Below are 18,436 nucleotides of genomic sequence, written 5' to 3'. Positions count from 1 at the left end.
GCTTCGTAAACTTTTCAAGCAGCGGTTCGACGTGCCTCAGCTTCAAAAGGAGCATTAGAAAAGCGACCTTAAAGGGTCGCTTTTCTTGTGATCTTATTACTTGAATCATGCCGACGCAGCCGTGGTCGGATGCGCTAACGCTGATCTTACGATTGCTAGACAGTTTAGTACGATTTGCTAATATGTACTTAAGTAAATAACTTATTAGAGGAGGAATCCAATGGATAAATATAATATCCATAGCGACTTTGAACCCTACGCGAAGACGACACTCCCATTAAATCCTTTGTTATTACCAATTTTGAATAAACTCATTGCGAGAAGTGTGAATAAATTCAACTCACCTGAAGGTGTGAATGTAACGAAACAAGTTATTGCAGGCTATAAAGACGGAACAGTCGAGCTAACGATAATTGAACCTGGATTGAGGTTGAAGTGTATTATACCAAGGGGACCATTCATGGGTATGATATAGCGGAAAAAAGTGAAATTGTGCAGGAGAGTGTAGCAAGAAGAATTGAGGCCTTACGAAGAGCTTTTAAGTAGAAAATAAGAGTCAAGCCATGAGCATCTTTTCGATGATCCATGCGTTTGATTCTTTTTTATTTAAATGCCCAGAAAATGTAAAAATGTCACATAATAATTTGATGACTACAGTCACTATTTATCTTAATTTAAAAGTATTACAATAAAGGATGCTCCTAAAGATTTAACTTTTGCTAGAGTTGAAGCCTAATAGAAATTATAAAATGATACACTGGAGGCTGCTCTTGAAGATGAACCCACAACTGTTACGAGACTTCCCGTTCTTCGAACATCTTGATGATGAATATTTAGCTGAAATTGCCAAGTTATGTAGCGAGCGTACTTATATAAAGGGAGAGTCCATCTTTTTTGAAGGTGAAGAGGGTGAGGAACTCTATCTGGTTATATCTGGAGTTGTTCAAATCTATCAAGATAACCACTCTAGGGATGTAATCCTTTCTATTTTTAGAGAAGGTGATTTCTTTGGAGAGATGGCTTTATTGCAAAATGAAAGAGCACGTTCTGCGTCTGCAAGAACCATTGAGAAATCCACCTTATGTATTCTGAAAAAACGCGATTTCATACCCTTATTAAAAAGTAATCCGGAAATACTAATCGGCATTTTGGAAACAGCGTTAGATCGTCTACGTGATGCCAATAAATTAATAACAGACTTGACCGTTATTGACGTGCGTACGCGCATTGCTCGCGTGTTGTTGCGTCTAACAGAACAGCATGGAGTGCCCTCTGATGAGGGTGTTCTAATCGATTTGAAGCTGACGCATCAACACCTGGCGGATATGACAGGAACGGCGCGCGAGACCGTGACAAAATCATTGCTTGGATTACAGGATGAGCAGTTAATACGTATTGATCAGAGGAAAATACTCGTGTGCAACATAGATAGACTTAGAAACATACTTGATGTAATTTGAGTCCGACTATTTGGAAATTGTAATTGGGGTTACAGACCATTAATCATCCAAAATGATATAACAATATTAACAAAGAAAGCGCATATTTGGATTTGTTAATCGAAATGACGCAATGATCATCCATAAATGAAAAGAGGAAATGAAATGAGCGTGAAAAAATTAGTTTTATCTATGTCAGGTACTTTTGTACTGGGGATCATTGTAGGAGGGGCTTTGTTGTATAACAATTCGGTGTATAACTCTGTTAAGGATGCCCTGAATGGAAATGCCACGCAAAATTCGGTAGGTAGCGTTGATATGAGTGGTATGACACAGGTTAACATTCAGGGCATGGATCTTGAAGCAGCAATGATGGCTGTACAGTCGAGTCGTGCAAGTATGTTAGAGGATCAGTTGAAAGATCAAATCGCATCCGTACAAGCCAAGAATGAAACAATCTCAAAACTGAATCAATTGCTAGGAGTGATCAATGAAGAGCTAGCGAAGCTTCCTTCAGGTGCCGAGGCCAACGCTGCTGTAAAGCTGGCAGATGACAAGGGGGCCATGTTTACTGCTATGAGTATGGCTATACCGCAAACAAAAGGGCAACTTGAGAATCTGTTGGGACAAATCAAATCACAGATTGATAGTGCAAGTAATAGTCAGCAAATGGATATGCTGCGCCTGCAAAGTCTAACGAATAAACGTAACGAAGCTTTTGATACAATGACAAATTTTATTAAAAAAATGCAAGATTCCAGAAGTAGTGTTATTGGAAATATGCGGTGATGAGTTAAACCTATGATACCAAGTGCTGCAGTCGATTTTCTACGTGATCATCCGTTATTACGAGGTATTCCTGATGATGAGCTACGAAATGTAATTAACGCTATAAAACTTATGTCTTTAGAGGATGGACAACGACTTCTTATGGAAGAGTCCACCTCTAAGGACTGTTTCATTATATGGCAAGGGAAAGTGCAAGTCACCTCGGTGAACTTAGTTGGAAAGGCGCTGCTCTTAGCTGAACTTGGACCGGGAGAGTTAGTAGGAGAGATCGGTCTTATTCGGAACGTACAAAGATCAGCTAGTGTTACGGCAATCGGGCCAGTACAAGCTTTGCGTCTAGACCGTTCCTCGTTCGAATATTTGGCGAAGCTGAGTCCGCTATTTTATGAGAGTGTACTTGTGAATACACGGATCCGAATGATCCATAGTATGCTTCGCAAAGCGACAATTTGGTCGGTCATCCCTGATGCTGAACTTCGGGGTCTTGCAGAGATTACAATGATCAAGAAAGTAACGAAGGGCGAAGAGATTATCGTAGAAGGTGCGGTAATGGATCAATTTCTCATGATTAGTAGCGGGAGTATCGAACTTCACGGTCAAAAGCGGCGCAAGACTGTTCTTCGTGAAGGGGATTTTTATGGAGAGACAGAGTTACTAACAGACACGGCTTCCTCACACACGTTGATCGCGATAGAAGATAGTGAATTGCTAATCATGGGCAAGTTAGAATTCTTAACTATACTCGATTATTACGCTCCGGTTCGTCAACAACTCATTGAGTTTCTAAATATGCGAACCCCCCATATGTTGGAGAAAGTGACCATCGCCTTCGGCGGGGAGTCTGTTGCAGAGGATAATAAATCGCTACCTAAGGCCAAGGACAAGTGGATGGAGCAATTACTCTGGTTGGTCGGTGGATTCCTTGTCTTATCCTTCTTGGCACTGTTCCTTCATAGCCAATGGTGGAAGATCGCCGCCTTAATTGTTGGAGGTGTGGTGGGTCCCCTAGCATTCGTAGCTTTTGTGAGAAATCAGCAGTTAATAGGCTTTCGTCAGAGGAGGCTTGGTTTAGTTTTTGTGTCTACCGCAATTGTTGCTATCCCTCTGGCTTGGTATTTAGAGCGGATTTGGCTTTTTGAAGTCAAAGCAAGTTCCTTTGACTTTTCGCAGTTTTACGTGCCTTTGTCTGTAGCTCTAATAGAAGAAACTGCAAAATTATTAGTCTGTGTGATGCTCGTTCGAACGCGAAAAATCCATTTTCTGATGGATGCAGTGGTGTTTGGTGCCGCAGCAGGAATGGGATTCGCTGCAGTGGAAAGTATTATTTATGGATGGGTGCATATAGACGAAGCCTCTTCACTTGGGATGCTCGCCGTCCTATGGATGAGAGCATTATTATCGCCATTCGGTCATGGAACATGGACTGCGATTGCAACTGTGGGTATCTGGTATGCAAGCAGTATGCATAAGCACTCGAATTTGGCGGACGGTAGACCGTGGACGAGAGGGCTACGTGCAATGGGGATGTTTTTGGCAGCAGTCGTGATGCATGCACTATGGAATTATCACTTTGAATCGGGTCTGATGAAGGCGGGAGCTATGGCTGTAGTCGGGTTTATAGGACTCTATTTATTATTCTCACTTATTCGTAGGGGAAGAAAAGAGGAGTTCCATGCATTGAATATGTTGAATCCAACCACGCATGAGGCGATAAGGCATGACGATCAAGTGAAGCCCATGACGCAGGAGCTTTACTGTGAAGGCTGCGGGTCATTGTCTCCTCAGGGTACCCGCTATTGTGCACGCTGTGGCCAAGCATTAAGGGTTAAATGATAACTAACTCTGACGTAGATCCAAAAGCTCCATTCCTAGAGGAACGGAGCTTTTTTACGTGTTTATTTAGAAGCATGTGAAGGATTGGATGGATTGCAAGCTCAATCCAGTGTAGACCCAAAATCTTCCACTCCACTGAAACCCCGCAACCGAGGTGCGTCCTACGAAACCGGGTAAAACCAGAATTGATTTCTATTCACGAGCCAAACGTACGTATTCCGAAACAAACAACCAGCGATTGCTCCCGGATCGACAGCCAAGGGCGAAACCGCAGATTGCTGAGGGATGAATTCCGGGTGCCGTGAGTTCCTGTTCCTCGATGTGGCTGCGACTCACTTAGCTTCTTCACATAAATCGGAGATTGCTTTGTTTTTGGTTAGTTGCAATAGAAGGTCATAGAATTGCTTTCTTTGCTCCATTGAAAGATTCTCCAGCATGTTGTCAGCGACTGTATCCTGGAAAGTAAGAACTTCCTCAATCGTGGATTGTGCAAGCTCCGTAAGCTGGATCAGTGTAGCTCGTCGGTCGGTTGGATCAGGAATTCGAACGAGGAGCTTATCCTGCTCAAGTGCATCAACAAAATCGGTAACGGTGCGTGCTTTGATCCCTAACTTAACAGCTAACTCATTCATACGGATATTGCCTGTTTCGGCAACGACTGAAAGCAGACGTAACCTGGGACCGGAGAGATGATAAGGCGTATTAAGCGCTAATAACTGGGATTGAAATTCTGTTTTAATGTAGTTGGTTGATCTCATTAATATGTGAATGACGTCTATCGCCTTGGGATGATCTGTGTTCATGGATGTAGTTCCTCCTTGACTTTATTGTCAATTTTTCATTCTCAATTTCATGGCAACGGTGAATATGTGTGTACTCTTAATGAGTACACTCTTTATATTATACTATGATAAGGCGTATCCAGCTATAGTTCCATGTAAAGGATATAACTTGACAGGTGAGAAAATAATGAGTATCCTCAGTAATATATAATACTGAGTATACTCATTATTTATCTTTTTACTTATAGTTCATTATGAATTTAATCAGAAAAGAGGTTTAGATTATGGCGGATACATCATCACAAAATGCAGATAAGCTGCTGAAAATACTTGTAGTTACCCTAATATTCTCGGTTATGAACGGTACGATGTTCAATGTAGCTCTTCCTGAGATCGGCAAAGAGTTTAATCTCGTTCCTTCGCAGGTTAGTTGGATTATGACCAGTTATATGGTGGTTTACGCGGTAGGTTCCATCGTCATGGGGAAATTGGCGGATAAATATCGGTTGAAGGATCTGTTAACGTATGGACTGCTTATATTCGCTCTCGGTTCATTAATAGGTCTGCTTGCTAGTGAGTTTTGGATTATTATTCTGGGCCGTGTAATTCAAGCTGCCGGTGCTTCCGTCCTTCCTGCAACAGCAATGATCATTCCAATCCGTTATTTTGCTCCCGAGAAGAGGGGGAGAGCGCTTGGAACTTCTGCGGTTGGGTTAGCGCTTGGTAATGCTTTGGGGCCGGTCGCTGCAGGCCTCATCACCAGCTTTGGAAGCTGGAGACTCATGTTCGTCCTTTCCTTGCTTCCGCTACTGACGCTTCCTTTCTTCCGAAAGTATTTAGATAATGCGAGAGGGAAGGCAGGAAGTATTGATGTCCTTGGTGGCGGGTTACTAGCTGCAGCAGTCGCAATCTTCTTGCTTGCCATCACACAGATGCAACTGTGGTTGTTCCTCGGGGGCCTTGTCTTGCTAGCTTTATTTATCATTCGGATTCGGAAAGCTGAGGAGCCCTTTATTAAACCCGTTTTGTTCCGTAACAAAACCTATTCGATTGGGTTGTTGCTTGCTTTTACGACGACAGCTATGAGCTTTAGCATGACATTCATGACACCACAATTTCTAGCGACAGTGAATGGTTTGTCCCCTTCGACCATTGGTTTCGTGTTAGTACCGGCTGCTATTGCTTCGGCTATCATGGGACGCAAGGGAGGCAGGTTGGCTGATGATCGTGGTAATTTCGTGCTTGTGTTCGTCGCTTCGGTATTGTTATTTCTTGCTTTCTCCCTACTCTCTACTTTTATTGGATTATCGGCATATTTCATTGCCATTATTTTAATATTAGGGAACGTGGGCCAGACTTTCATGCAAATCTCGATGTCCAATACGATTTCGCGGACGCTGCCAAAACAGGAAACAGGAGTGGGTATGGGACTACTCTCCATGATCAATTTTATCTCTGGCGCGATGGCCATGAGTGTAGTCGGGAAAATGCTCGACAAGGGTACTGCTGTTGTGCAGTTCAATCCTTTGAATACTAACGCTACTGCTCATGTGTATAGTAATATTTTTCTCGTCATGTCCCTAGTGATTATTGCGGTAGTTGTGATTTACCGTTATCAGTTTGGTACGGGTGCTCCCGGGTCGATGAGTATTAAGAAAAAAATGGAGGTTTAATATGCCGCATTCAGCGCCTTATGGATATTATTCCCTCTATAAATTAAGCGCATGAAAAACCCATGGAGGTTATAATAGATACAAAGAAGAACCGATGTTTGCTAACCAACAGTACAATAGACCCCGTATCTTACGATGGGTGGGGTCTATTTTTTTTGGCGTAAGGCTGTAATGGGAAAATTGTGGAGTCGGTATTATTGAAAGGTGATTTAAATGTTAAAAGCTTATGGTTGGCTCACTTTTTGTGTAGTCGTATGGGGCAGTAATTTTGTGTTTGGAAAGATCTTAGTTGAGGACTTCTCCCCCGGTCTATTAACTTCACTGAGACTTTTATTTATAGTGTTATGTCTAGTAGGAATAACGGCTTACAAAAAGAATTTTAAGCTGGTGAGTAAATCGGATGTATTCCTAATTTTATCGCTAGGTGTTATTGGTGTGTTTATTAATCAATGGTCCTTTTTTAAAGGGCTGCAAACAGCTGATCCAACAACATCTGCAATCATTTTAGCTATGACTCCTATTTTAACTGGTTTGTTAGCGGCAGTTTTTTTAAAGGAAAGATTAACGATCCGTATGTTGATGGGGTCTATTCTAGCGATCATAGGCATTTATTTTGTCGTTGTAAAAGGGGGATCCTCCTCTTTGCATTTTGATAAAGGACTACTGTGGATTGTTGTAACGATGATAACCTTCGCCATTATGATTATTATGACTAGGGTACTCTCACAAAGAATAGATCCGCTCATGATAACTTTATATTCAAATCTGGTGGGCTTTATTGTATCGATCCCATTTGCCTTCTCGTTAGATACACCTTTACGAATGAGCTCGAATATTACGGATTGGGCTCTGCTGATTGGAACTGCCGTTGTTGTACATGGCATAGCCACACTGATTTGGAATAACAATATCCGACATGTCAATGCGTCAAAAGCATCTGTATTATCTAATTTAGAGCCTTTTGTAGCCATGATCATGGGATTGATATTATTGCATAAACCGATCACAGGTGTAGAAATATTAGGGTCTTTGTTCATTCTAGCAGGAGTTATGCTATCTACGTATCAAAGGAAAAGTGGGATATTAAACCCGGTGGAATATCGTACAAGGCAATCGCGGAGCACAAGCTGAGAATGTCGTAAAACTCTAATATAGAGCTCGAAGCCCCAAACAATATGTTTGGGGCTTTTTTTATTAGTGTTCAGGTATAAAGGGGATACAGATATGTGTTATTTTCGGACAGGGGATCGCTGCGGCTCACCTCCACCATATAGATCCACAACTGAATGAGGTTATGGATTATTACACCATAAAATGTGAAAATGTCATATGACAATTTGATGACTGACGTCACTACTTATCGCATTTTAAAAGATTTATTATATAGATTGGAGATAGTCACTGAAGGTGGCATGACCCTGATCCGCAGAAAACTTACAAGTGAATCTAGCGGTGCTTCAGGTAGCCGGAGGTAGCCAACCCCACAATAATATGTAACTTTATTTTCCAATGTACTTCATTATCTACGTTGACGCAGAATATCCGTATCGATAATAACGAAATACGGGGCCTTTACGTTTCTCGACCTGAAGCTAACGAAAACTTCAGATTTTTTGTCCATTACAAAGGGGGAAGACCATATTGAAAGGAAGAAAACCAATCTTTTTTATTATCGCCGTTTTATTCGTCGGATTGCTGGCACCGGCGGCGGGTCCGGTTTTGGCGGCGGATCCGCCGATAACGACCCAATCGTTATCGGCAGAAAGTGATTTGTTATGGGACAGCGATTTTGGAGTGTTTAATAATGACATGCAAGGCAGGATATATATTGGCAAAGGTATTGAAGGAGGGGCTTATACGGCCCGAGGAGCCTTACGCTTCAATCTGGATTCTAACCTCCCGCATCCGGGTAGGCCGATCAAATATGAGCTTCAGCTTTATGTGAACTTCAAAGAAGGAAGCGATCTTGCCAATTTTTATTTAGACGCGTACGGTTCGGACAATAACGATATGGATAATACGGACAGAGCCGTCTTTCCCCAAAAATCCTCGATTAACTATACTCGGAAATCCAATAACCAGATACCCAATGACGGATTCGTAACCTTTGATGTTACGCCTATTGTGGCCGAAATCACGAGTGCGGTTGATCGGCAGGCTACATTCATCCTCCAAGGCAATGAAAGTTTAACGAACGCACGCGCATTCGTCAGCTCAAAAGAGTATCTCACCGCAGCCTATCATCCTAAACTCATCGTCACCTATGCGCAAAGCGATCCTCCAACTGGATCGATAGCGATTAACAACGGCGCACTGTACACGAATTCGAGCAGCGTGAAGCTGAATTTAACGGCTTCCGATCCAGATGTTGAAGATGTGTTGCAAGTGAGGTTTTCGAACGATCAGCTAACATGGAGCAAATGGGAAGACGTTTTGTCGAGCAAAAATTGGACGTTGTTTAATGCAGAAGGAATCCAAACCGTTTATTATCAAATAACAGACGGTAAAGATATCATAACTTTAAGTGATACGATTACGCTTGATACCGTTAAACCGGTAGTGAGCGGCATCACGAATGACGGGCTTTATAATTCAAATCGGACGATTTCCTTTAATGAAGGCTACGCAATGTTGAACGGCAGTCCATTCACCAGCGGAACCGTCGTGAGTGTGGAAGGAACATATACGTTCATCGCGGTTGATGCTGCTGGCAACTCAACGACAATAGAATTTCAGATCGACAAAACCGCGCCTACCGTGTATGGCATTATTAATAATGGAATTTATAAAGCAGATATGACGGTCACTTTTAATGAAGGCGCAGCTACATTGAACGGAAGCTCATTCACGAGCGGCGCGACGGTTTCCGCAGAAGGCAGTTATAAGCTCATTGTGACGGATACGGCAGGCAACGTTACGACAGTCAACTTTAGCATCAACAAAACCGCCCCAACGGTTACCGGTGTTGCTGACGGGACGAGCTACAATGTGGACAGAACGATCACGTTTAACGAAGGCACAGCGACTATGAATGGCCACCAATTCACGAGTGGCGCGACCGTTTCCGCAGAAGGCGACTATACGCTCGTCGTCAGCAATGCGGCAGGCAACATTACGACGGTTAACTTTACTATCGATAAAACCATCCCAAAGGTTACCGGCGCTGCTGACGGAGAGAGTTACAATGTGGACAGAACGGTCACTTTTAATGAAGGCACAGCTACATTGAACGGAAGCCCATTCACGAGCGGCGCGACGGTTTCTGCAGAAGGCAGTTATAAGCTCATTGTGACGGATGCGGCAGGCAACGTTACGACAGTCAACTTTAGCATCAACAAAACTGCCCCAACGGTTACCGGTGTTGCTGACGGGACGAGCTACAATGTGGACAGAACGGTCACTTTTAATGAAGGCACAGCTACATTGAACGGAAGCCCATTCACGAGCGGCGCGACCGTTTCCGCAGAAGGTGACTATACGCTCGTCGTCAGCAATGCGGCAGGCAACATTACGACGGTTAACTTTACTATCGATAAGACCATCCCAAAGGTTACCGGCGCTGCTGACGGAGAGAGTTACAATGTGGACAGAACGATCACATTTAACGAAGGCACAGCTACATTGAACGGAAGCCCATTCACGAGCGGCGCGACGGTTTCCGCAGAAGGCAGTTATAAGTTCATTGTGACGGATGCGGCAGGCAACGTTACGACAGTCAACTTTACGATGAATAAAACTGGCCCATCCGTAATCGGTGTTGTTTACGGAGCGAGTTATAATACCGACAGAACGATCACCTTTAACATGGGTACTGCAACCTTAAACGGAGATTCATTTGTAAGCGGATCTGAAGTCAGAGACGAAGGCAACTACACGCTTATCGTAACGGACGGGACGGGCAACGTTACAAACATTCAATTCACCATCGACAAAACTGCTCCTGCGGTTAGTGGTGTGACTGAAGGATCTAGCTATAATACGAACCAATCAGCTGCATTTAACGAAGGTACAGCGAGTATGAACGGTGATCCATTCGTGAGCGGCGCGACCGTTTCCGCAGAAGGTGACTATACGCTCGTCGTCACGGATGCGGCGGGCAACGTTACGACGGTTAACTTTACTATCGATAAAACTGCCCCAACGGTTACCGGCGTTGCTGAAGGAGAAAGCTACAATGTGGATAGAATGATCGCGTTTAACGAAGGCACAGCGACCATGAATGGAGACTCGTTTACGAGCGGCGCGACTGTTTCCGGAGAAGGCAGCTATAAGCTCATTGTGACGGATGCGGCAGGCAACGTTACGACAGTCAACTTTACGATGAATAAAACTGGCCCATCCGTAATCGGTGTTGTTTACGGAGCGAGCTATAATACCGACAGAACGATCACCTTTAACATGGGTACTGCAACCTTAAACGGAGATTCATTTGTAAGCGGATCTGAAGTCAGAGACGAAGGCGACTATACGCTCGTCGTCACGGATGCGGCGGGCAACATTACTACCGTATCCTTCACGATTGATAAAACAAACCCGAAGATAACCGGCCTAACTGCAGGAATAAGCAACTATACGAGTCCGTTAACGATTGGATTCAATGAGGGTACGGCTACCTTAAACGGCCAGCCGTTCACAAATGGAGCGACAATTACTTCTTCCGCCAACTATACGCTCGTCGTCACCGATGCAGCAGGCAATCAGACGAGTGTTACGTTTACGCTGAATGTCCCGACCGCTCAATCCGGCTCGGATTCAGTTTCAAGTTTAGTTTCAAGCTTAAGTTCAGGTTCAGAGCTGGAGATTGAAATCAATGGAGTGAAACAGAAGGATTTAGGAAAAGTAACAACTGCCGTTATTAACGGAAAGAAAGTGACAACGGTAACCTTCGACGAAGCAAAATTATCGCGTTACCTTGATTCCTTATCCAATAAACCATTCATTTTCATACCGGTTCACAATGATTCGGATCGTGTTCTTTTACTCTTAAACAGTCAAATTATCAAAACACTAAATGACCGAAACGCGGATATTCAAATTCAAACGGAGCTTGCTTCCTATCTCCTAGCCGCCAATCAGATTGATTGGAGCCTCGTCGCGAAGAGCTTCGGATCGGAAGATGCGCTGCGCAACATGGAGATTCAAGTCGAGATTAATACTGCGCCAGATAGTGATATCGAGCAGGTTTCCAATAAGTTAGGGGAAGCCCGACTCTTGTCGCCGGTGATCAATTTCTACATATCGGCAATGCATGGTGGTATCACGATTGAACTCAACAAGTTTCTCAGCTATGTCGAGCGGACGATCACTATCCCAAATTCGGCAGATCCCTACAGTAGAATCATGACGGGCATTACGATTACGAAGGACGGAAACATCGTGCCGGTGCCAACCCGAATAGTGAAGGAGAACGGCAAGACATTTGCCGTTATTTACAGCCTGACGAATAGCGCCTATGCCGTAATAGAGAATTCTAAAACCTTTGCCGATATTCAGAAGCATTGGGCGAAGAAAGAGATCGAGCAAGCGGCGTCGAAGCTGATTGTCCAAGGCATCTCCGAATCGAGCTTCCAGCCGAACAAGCAAATTACCCGAGCAGAGTTCACGGCGATGCTGGTTCGGGCTCTCGGATTGCATGAATTCGATCAGTCTGCAAGCTTTTCTGATATTAAAAGTGGTCAGTGGTATTATGAAACGGTCTCCATTGCGGAGGGCTATGGGTTAGTAACGACAAGTAATAGCAGTCAGTACATTCCCAACGAGAAGCTAAGTCGGGAAGAAGCGATGGTGCTGCTGGCGAAAGCCATGAAGCTTGCCGGTTTAGAAACAACGATTACCGATCGTGAAGCCACCCAACAGCTTAGCGCATTCAAAGATCACCACTTGCTTAACTTGTCCGCAAGAGCAGCTGCTGCGCTTAACATTAAATACGGAATCATTAAAGGCAATCAAGGTCAGCTTACCCCAGACAACGTCATTACACGTGCCGAAATGGCCGTGATTCTACAGCGCTTCCTCGAAGCAGCTAAACTAAGCTAGCGACAGCGAAAACCTTCAACCGCAAGCTATGTGGTTGAAGGTTTTTTGTGTATCGAAAGGGATTTGATTAGTCTGTAGATTTATATAAGCAAACAATAGGCTGATTTTCTAAGCCTTTTGATGTTCTGAAGTTAATCAAGCAAATAAAACCATTTTATGGTATGTTTTTTGCGATGGATGTTATAACTTGGGAGCTGCATAAGGATGATAGGGAATACGACAGGGAATGCGACAGACAAAGAACGGACGATATTTGATCATGCTGGAAATACGATTAAGACAGAAGATCGAGAGATTCGAATTCTTGCCAAGTATGAGGAACCGCTGGTAGTCTTGCTAGGAAATGTGCTTAGCGATGAGGAGTGTAATGAGTTAATTGAATATTCCAGGCAACGATTGCAACGTTCAAGAATTGGTGAAGACCATGCGGTCAATCCGATTAGAACGAGCAGTGGTGTGTTCTGTGAGGAGAATGAGACAGTTACAAGAATCGAGAAACGATTCTCTCAAATTATGAATATTCCTATCGAGCATGGTGATGGCTTGCAAGTTCTGCTGTATATCCCTGGCCAAGAGTATTTACCCCATCATGATTTCTTCACACAAACGAGTCGAGCAAGTAGCAATAATCGAATTAGTACGCTCGTGATGTATTTGAATGATGTGGAGGAGGGTGGAGAAACAGCTTTCCCTATGCTTAATTTAACAGTGAGTCCTAACAAAGGTATGGCGGTCTACTTCGAATATTTTTACGATAATCATGAATTAAACGAGTCCACCTTGCATGCAGGTACGCCAGTGATCAAAGGCGAAAAGTGGGTTGCAACGATGTGGATGAGAAGACAAGTCCTTCGCTCATCATAGAGGTATGAACAGATACTAAGTTCCACATGGAGTATCAGTAAAGACACCTTAAAAGGTGTCTTTTTTCATTTTAACGGCAATGTCTACTCCACCAAAACACCATTAATGAACGTCATAGTTTTATCTTTGAATTCAAGGATAAATTTGTTTGGAAAATCCAGATCGGTTTGAATCTCCGTCCCCAACATAACTTTTTTCCCTACATCATCAAAGGGATTATGAATCAAGCCTCTAGGGGTATATTTAGTTTCGGAACCGATCACATTATTATTTTCATCGCGGATAAATTTAGTTTTTCCTGAGAACACCAAGTCCTTACCGTTTTCCAAAGTCAGATGAACCTCCAAATGAGTCTTTGTCTTCTGATAATCGATGGTCACATCTTTAGAGGACACAGGGAAGCCAATCACAAAAAGTCCAATAAGAGCTGCAGCCAGTATGATTACCGATAAGATGGAAAGGACGATTACCTTTATGTTTTTTGATTTCACCTTTTTAAAATAATTAAGTTTGTTAACCTCTTCTTTATCAACAATAGGCACGTTTAGATTTGCTGTTGCGGTCATTTCATGATATGACTGAAGGCAGCTTTCGCAGGTTTGCAGATGGTTTTCAATTTCTTCGTTGCTATGTAAAGAGGTTAGCTTTTCGATATAGGAGGGCAATAAATCCTGAATGATCTCGCATTTCATGAAGATCTTCCTTTCATTAATTTTTGTTTTCCACGGTAAAAGGTAACTCTTGCCCAGGTTTCATCCCTTCCGAGAATTTCGCCAATTTCCCGAAAGCTGAATTCTCCGGTCAAACGCAGATACAATACTTCCTTGGTATTTGGATCAAGTAAATGAAGCTGTTTAAATAACTCCATTTTGTCTTGAGCTAAAATGAACTCAGTTTCTGTTGAGTTTGCGTTAGAAAAAGGAGGGTCTTCTAATTCACAAGTCTTCCTTTTGTTCTGCTTGTCCAGTTCCTGATACCACACATGCTTAGCAATCTGACAAAGCCATACATATACTTTGCAGGTTCCATCGTATTTGTGTATGGACTTTATAGCTCTATAAAAGGTTTCTTGGGTGATTTCTTCTGCCAGTAAGTGATTATGACAAAAGCTAAATACGAATTTATATACTTGGGTTGAATATTCCCTGTATAATTCCTCTTTGTCCTGCATCCGTTCACCTCCTCACTTTATATATCCGTAAAAAGCTATAAACGTTACAGCCTTTCTAAAATAATTATGAGTATAACGAAATAACGCCTTGGGTGTGTAGTATGATAAAAATCCTTAAAAATGTAAAAAAAGAAGGACTGCTTTTCCTCTATAATTAGATGAGATCTTATTGTATAAGTTACAAGGGGGCTCATAAATGACAATAAAGGTGAACCGACAGTTAAATGAAGGTCCTAAAATTCAAAAAGAACAAGATATTGTCACGAAAATGATTCGTATATATTGTAAGAAAAAACATCACCATAAGGGGCTTTGCAACGAATGTCAGGATCTAAACGATTATGCTCTGAAGAGGTTAGCATATTGTAAGTTCGGGGAAGTGAAAACGGCTTGTGCTAAATGCCCTATTCATTGTTATAAACCGGAGTATCGTCAAAGAATAAAAGGGGTTATGCGTTTTTCAGGTCCATGGATGTTACTGTATCATCCCATTGAGTCAATTAGGCATATTCCATTACCCAATAAGCTGAGGAAATAAGTAAAAAACGGACATCATTTGATGCCCGTTTTAAGATCTAGCATTTTACGTTCTATTTTCCACTTGGCAGTAGTTTATTCAATAAGATCGCTGCCAATGAAGCCGCTAGGATAGGTGAGCCCAATAAATATTGCACGAATGAAGGTAAGGAATGCAAGTAGTCGCCAGGAATGAGTACCAAAGCTAACGTGATAATCATCGGTATTGCGATAATATACATTTCTTTCTCGCCAATCGTTACGTTCTTCATCACCTGTACACCATTAATTGCAATGATCCCGCAGACGATAGCGAAGACGCCGCCGATTACAGCGGATGGAATGGAAGAGATCAGAGCAGCTAATTTACCAGAACAACCGAAGAGGACAAACCATCCTCCTACTGCGAGGAAAACCCGGCGGGAGGCAACACCTGTGATGGAGATAATGCCCGCATTGGTAGAATAGCCTGTTACAGGTGTTGAACCGAGTGCAGAAGCAATAAGACAGCCAATCCCCTCACCGATAACCCCTTTATTAATATGTTCGTCTGTTAAAGGTTTATTGATTACGTTGCTGACAGCAAACCAGGTACCTGTTGTTTCAGCTAGCAGTACGAGATAAATAATAACCATGGTGATAATAGCCGAAAAGTTGAACGAGAATCCGAAATCTACAAAAGCGATACGAGGCATGCTAAACCAGTTCGCTTTGCTAATCGCTGAGAAATCTAACACACCCATCATGTTAGCAGAGATACATCCAACTACTAACGCCATCATGACGGAAATAATTCGGAAGATCGATCCTTTATTACGGAACATAGAACCGAGAATCACGAATAAAAGGAGTGTACCTGCTGAAATAAGGGCTAACAAAACGTTCTGATTGATTGAAGCGCCTGAAGCTCCATAGATATTGTCTCTTATAGCAACAGGTAATAAAGAAAGACCAACTATGAATATGATCGTACCACCTACAATGGGTGGGATAAAGTTCTTAACGATTTTATTAAAGATCCCGACATAGCCCAAAATAATAACTAGAACCGCACCGATTAAGCTGGCACCTAATACGGAACTCCAACCCAGCTCCCCGCCGCCACTAGCGGCATAAATACTGACGATCGCACCAAGCGGAACATAAGATGGACCTTGCGCGATAGGAAGCTTCATACAGAAATAAGTCTGCACAATCGTTGCAAGTCCAGCAGCAATAAAGGTAGATTGAATCAACGCGCTTGACTGATTCGGTTGTAAGCCGATTAACATTGCAATCAGGAAAGGAACTACATAAACGTCCATTGCCAATACATGTTGAAAGCCTAGGATGATGGATTTACCGAAGGAAACTTTTTCATCAGGTAGAACGGTTAATAGTTGTGACTTCAATGGCGCTTGATCTTGTACGTTTGCTTGTGTTTCCACTCAGATGCCCACCTTATATTTTCTAGTTTTATCGATCCTTAACGTGAATGAACCTTTTCACCCTGTACCCAGACTTCACGGATATTCTCAGGTCGAGCTAAATACATCATCTTTTGAAACACGTCCTCTAAATCTTCATTCCCATCAAAAATAGGCAATCTAGCCGATGGTAATTTCGTATCAATAATTTGAACATCCCATGTATAGCCTTCTAGTATCCGACCGATAGGTAAGCTTAAACTTTTACCACCGCCAGCAGTAGCAAGATAGAAAGCTTCATCAATCTTAATCCGTGATCCTAATAATCCACGCTCTTGTGCAGGAAGGGAAGGATTAACGCCATCCTCTAGCATTCTTGAAGACATTACAGCTTGTCTTATGTTATCGAAGAGACTAGGTGAAAAACCTCCAGAAATATCAGACCCTAAACCAATCTCTACACCTTTGGAGTGGAAATGAGCGATAGGGATGACACTATTGGCAAAATAAGCGTTTGATATCGGACAATGCGCAATAGCCGTTCCTGTCTCCGCAAATAACTCTACATCCTCTTCTTCTAAAAAATTACAATGTGCCATTACAGATTTATCACGGAGTAGACCGAAATCATGCAAGGCAAAAGCATCGTTCTTCTGGAATCGTTCTTGTACATAACCATGTGCCCAATCACTTTCACTACAGTGCGATTGAATATGAGTATCATATTTGGCGGCTAAGTCTCCTAAACCTTGCAAAGCCTCATTTGTACAGCTAGGAATGAACCTAGGTGTCACTACTGGATAAACGCCTTGCTTAGTAGATTTGGCTAGTTCTTTTACCGCTAGTATAAATTCTTCTGTATCTTTAAGTGCGGTGTCGGTGTCAGTGTCGCGATAGTTTTCTGGATTTCCTTGAGGGTCGTCCATGACCACTTTTCCAACGAGTCCGCGTTGCCCTTTATCCGCACATATTTGGGCTAATAGTAAACTGGCTTCTTTATGCACCGTTGCAAAATAAAGGGCTGTAGTAGTTCCGTTCGCGAGTAAAGTATCAACCACATCAGAGTAGACCTTTTTAGCAAAATCCAGGTCCGAAAACTTAGACTCCAGTGGGAAGGTGTACGTATTTAACCAATCATAGAGTGGAATATCTAATGCAGTTCCAGATTGAGCCCACTGCGGGGCGTGAACATGCAAGTCGATAAAGCCAGGCAAAAAATACTGACCTTCAGCTAATCGATGGAAGTTGTCTTGGTCTTGATAAGTAGCTAGTAAAGTTTGATAGTCGGGTTCTTCTGGTGAAACGATCTTTTCTATCATTCCATCTGTATTAATGCAGTAGAGATGGTCTTTTAAAATTTGAATTTCCTTTGGTGATTTGCTTGAAAATGAAGTGCCTAGGAATATTTGCATATATTCAGTCATGATTTCCGCCTTAATGTTCGTCTTTTGGTGTTCGTTTGTTATTATAATCCGTAAAAAATGATAAGTCTATACCTAAAGTCGAACAAAGAAGGAGAGTGGGTGCTGAATTATACCCTGATTAGATCATAATTGTTAGGATTACGTAAAATGTATGCGGTTACTTACTTATGCTATAATACATATAGATAAATTAGGTTAAGCGCTTAAGAAAAATGGATTAGGAGTGTTACTGAAATGAGAAGATATAACTTTTGGCGTCCGATCATGCTAATTATTGTCGCGTTGCTTACGAGAAGCCTGGTGACTAACGTATGTATTTTGTTTGGTATGCAGACTGAAGTAGCGAGTAGTATAGGTACGCTGGGCATGGTCATAGCCGGTTTAGTGATGTATAATCGCATGAACATTCGCCGTCGAAAATAACGAACAGATTTCTAGAATCCGATTTATCCGGTTGAAATTATGCCCTAATTCCATTATAGATATCGGTGACTAAGAGTAAG

At 42.5% G+C, this 18,436-nt stretch carries 15 protein-coding genes and 1 pseudogene; 10 read left to right on the top strand and 6 right to left on the bottom strand.

Annotated elements, in window-relative coordinates; all coding sequences use genetic code 11:
- Positions 1-220: 220 nt before the first annotated feature.
- The 4 genes from MKX35_RS02375 (at position 221) to MKX35_RS02360 (ending at position 4,061) form a co-directional block, all read left to right on the top strand.
- Entirely contained in the window at positions 221-475 is a 255-nt protein-coding gene (locus MKX35_RS02375) for a hypothetical protein (protein WP_076299963.1), read from the top strand.
- 301 nt (positions 476-776) lie between these two features.
- Entirely contained in the window at positions 777-1,460 is a 684-nt protein-coding gene (locus MKX35_RS02370) for a Crp/Fnr family transcriptional regulator (RefSeq protein ID WP_042184055.1), read from the top strand.
- 144 nt (positions 1,461-1,604) lie between these two features.
- A complete protein-coding gene (locus MKX35_RS02365; protein WP_076299962.1) occupies positions 1,605-2,228 on the top strand; it encodes a hypothetical protein in 624 nt (207 codons plus the stop codon).
- Between the two features lie 12 nt (positions 2,229-2,240).
- Positions 2,241-4,061, top strand: coding sequence for a cyclic nucleotide-binding domain-containing protein (locus MKX35_RS02360; RefSeq protein ID WP_081382948.1), 1,821 nt, complete (start codon positions 2,241-2,243; stop codon positions 4,059-4,061).
- Positions 4,062-4,127: 66 nt separating this feature from the next.
- Here MKX35_RS02360 and MKX35_RS02355 read toward each other — a convergent pair.
- A pseudogene (locus tag MKX35_RS02355) lies at positions 4,128-4,360 on the bottom strand (transporter); the annotation flags it as partial.
- Between the two features lie 33 nt (positions 4,361-4,393).
- On the bottom strand, positions 4,394-4,864 hold the full coding sequence (locus MKX35_RS02350) for a MarR family winged helix-turn-helix transcriptional regulator (protein WP_076286808.1): 471 nt from the start codon (positions 4,862-4,864) through the stop codon (positions 4,394-4,396).
- A gap of 263 nt (positions 4,865-5,127) precedes the next feature.
- Between MKX35_RS02350 and MKX35_RS02345 the strand changes: the two genes are divergently transcribed.
- The 4 genes from MKX35_RS02345 (at position 5,128) to MKX35_RS02330 (ending at position 13,416) form a co-directional block, all read left to right on the top strand.
- Entirely contained in the window at positions 5,128-6,516 is a 1,389-nt protein-coding gene (locus MKX35_RS02345; RefSeq protein WP_076299961.1) for an MFS transporter, read from the top strand.
- Between the two features lie 213 nt (positions 6,517-6,729).
- Positions 6,730-7,647 (top strand): DMT family transporter, encoded by a 918-nt coding sequence (locus MKX35_RS02340; RefSeq protein ID WP_076299960.1) that lies wholly within the window; start codon positions 6,730-6,732, stop codon positions 7,645-7,647.
- A gap of 510 nt (positions 7,648-8,157) precedes the next feature.
- Positions 8,158-12,552: an S-layer homology domain-containing protein gene (locus MKX35_RS02335; protein WP_341043774.1), complete on the top strand. Its 4,395-nt coding sequence runs from the start codon at positions 8,158-8,160 to the stop codon at positions 12,550-12,552.
- A 207-nt stretch (positions 12,553-12,759) separates the two neighbouring features.
- A complete protein-coding gene (locus MKX35_RS02330; RefSeq protein ID WP_371915751.1) occupies positions 12,760-13,416 on the top strand; it encodes a 2OG-Fe(II) oxygenase in 657 nt (218 codons plus the stop codon).
- A gap of 83 nt (positions 13,417-13,499) precedes the next feature.
- On the opposite strand, the gene MKX35_RS02325 is transcribed toward MKX35_RS02330, so the two are convergent.
- Complete coding sequence (locus MKX35_RS02325) at positions 13,500-14,108, bottom strand: zf-HC2 domain-containing protein (RefSeq protein WP_076299958.1); 609 nt, start codon at positions 14,106-14,108, stop codon at positions 13,500-13,502.
- Positions 14,105-14,587 (bottom strand): RNA polymerase sigma factor, encoded by a 483-nt coding sequence (locus tag MKX35_RS02320; RefSeq protein ID WP_076299957.1) that lies wholly within the window; start codon positions 14,585-14,587, stop codon positions 14,105-14,107. The genes MKX35_RS02325 and MKX35_RS02320 overlap by 4 nt, the downstream gene beginning before the upstream one ends.
- 196 nt (positions 14,588-14,783) lie before the next feature.
- On the opposite strand from MKX35_RS02320, the gene MKX35_RS02315 reads away from it, so the two are divergent.
- Positions 14,784-15,125, top strand: coding sequence for a nitrous oxide-stimulated promoter family protein (locus MKX35_RS02315; RefSeq protein WP_076299956.1), 342 nt, complete (start codon positions 14,784-14,786; stop codon positions 15,123-15,125).
- Between the two features lie 52 nt (positions 15,126-15,177).
- Here the strand turns inward: MKX35_RS02315 and MKX35_RS02310 are convergent, their stop codons facing one another.
- Both MKX35_RS02310 and guaD read right to left on the bottom strand, forming a co-directional pair.
- Positions 15,178-16,530: a uracil-xanthine permease family protein gene (locus tag MKX35_RS02310; protein WP_076286682.1), complete on the bottom strand. Its 1,353-nt coding sequence runs from the start codon at positions 16,528-16,530 to the stop codon at positions 15,178-15,180.
- Positions 16,531-16,568: 38 nt separating this feature from the next.
- Positions 16,569-17,933, bottom strand: coding sequence for a guanine deaminase (guaD, locus tag MKX35_RS02305; RefSeq protein ID WP_076299955.1), 1,365 nt, complete (start codon positions 17,931-17,933; stop codon positions 16,569-16,571).
- 234 nt (positions 17,934-18,167) lie between these two features.
- Here guaD and MKX35_RS02300 point away from each other — a divergent pair, with 234 nt between their 5' ends.
- Entirely contained in the window at positions 18,168-18,356 is a 189-nt protein-coding gene (locus MKX35_RS02300; protein WP_042184077.1) for a hypothetical protein, read from the top strand.
- Positions 18,357-18,436 lie beyond the last annotated feature (80 nt).

The organism is Paenibacillus sp. FSL R5-0923, assembly GCF_038009145.1.
In the GTDB taxonomy this organism is placed as follows: Bacteria; Bacillota; Bacilli; order Paenibacillales; family Paenibacillaceae; genus Paenibacillus_AQ.
Note: the sequence above shows the minus strand (reverse complement) of the source record. Positions and strands in the feature narration are given on the sequence as shown.

What these genes read in the sequence shown, in the direction of transcription:
- MKX35_RS02375 (WP_076299963.1), top strand. Translation starts at nt 221, where the DNA reads ATGGATAAATATAATATCCATAGCGACTTTGAACCCTACGCGAAGACG.
- MKX35_RS02370 (WP_042184055.1), top strand. Translation starts at nt 777, where the DNA reads ATGAACCCACAACTGTTACGAGACTTCCCGTTCTTCGAACATCTTGAT.
- MKX35_RS02365 (WP_076299962.1), top strand. Translation starts at nt 1,605, where the DNA reads ATGAGCGTGAAAAAATTAGTTTTATCTATGTCAGGTACTTTTGTACTG.
- MKX35_RS02360 (WP_081382948.1), top strand. Translation starts at nt 2,241, where the DNA reads ATGATACCAAGTGCTGCAGTCGATTTTCTACGTGATCATCCGTTATTA.
- MKX35_RS02350 (WP_076286808.1), bottom strand. Translation starts at nt 4,864, where the DNA reads ATGAACACAGATCATCCCAAGGCGATAGACGTCATTCACATATTAATG.
- MKX35_RS02345 (WP_076299961.1), top strand. Translation starts at nt 5,128, where the DNA reads ATGGCGGATACATCATCACAAAATGCAGATAAGCTGCTGAAAATACTT.
- MKX35_RS02340 (WP_076299960.1), top strand. Translation starts at nt 6,730, where the DNA reads ATGTTAAAAGCTTATGGTTGGCTCACTTTTTGTGTAGTCGTATGGGGC.
- MKX35_RS02325 (WP_076299958.1), bottom strand. Translation starts at nt 14,108, where the DNA reads ATGAAATGCGAGATCATTCAGGATTTATTGCCCTCCTATATCGAAAAG.
- MKX35_RS02320 (WP_076299957.1), bottom strand. Translation starts at nt 14,587, where the DNA reads ATGCAGGACAAAGAGGAATTATACAGGGAATATTCAACCCAAGTATAT.
- MKX35_RS02315 (WP_076299956.1), top strand. Translation starts at nt 14,784, where the DNA reads ATGACAATAAAGGTGAACCGACAGTTAAATGAAGGTCCTAAAATTCAA.
- guaD (WP_076299955.1), bottom strand. Translation starts at nt 17,933, where the DNA reads ATGACTGAATATATGCAAATATTCCTAGGCACTTCATTTTCAAGCAAA.
- MKX35_RS02300 (WP_042184077.1), top strand. Translation starts at nt 18,168, where the DNA reads ATGAGAAGATATAACTTTTGGCGTCCGATCATGCTAATTATTGTCGCG.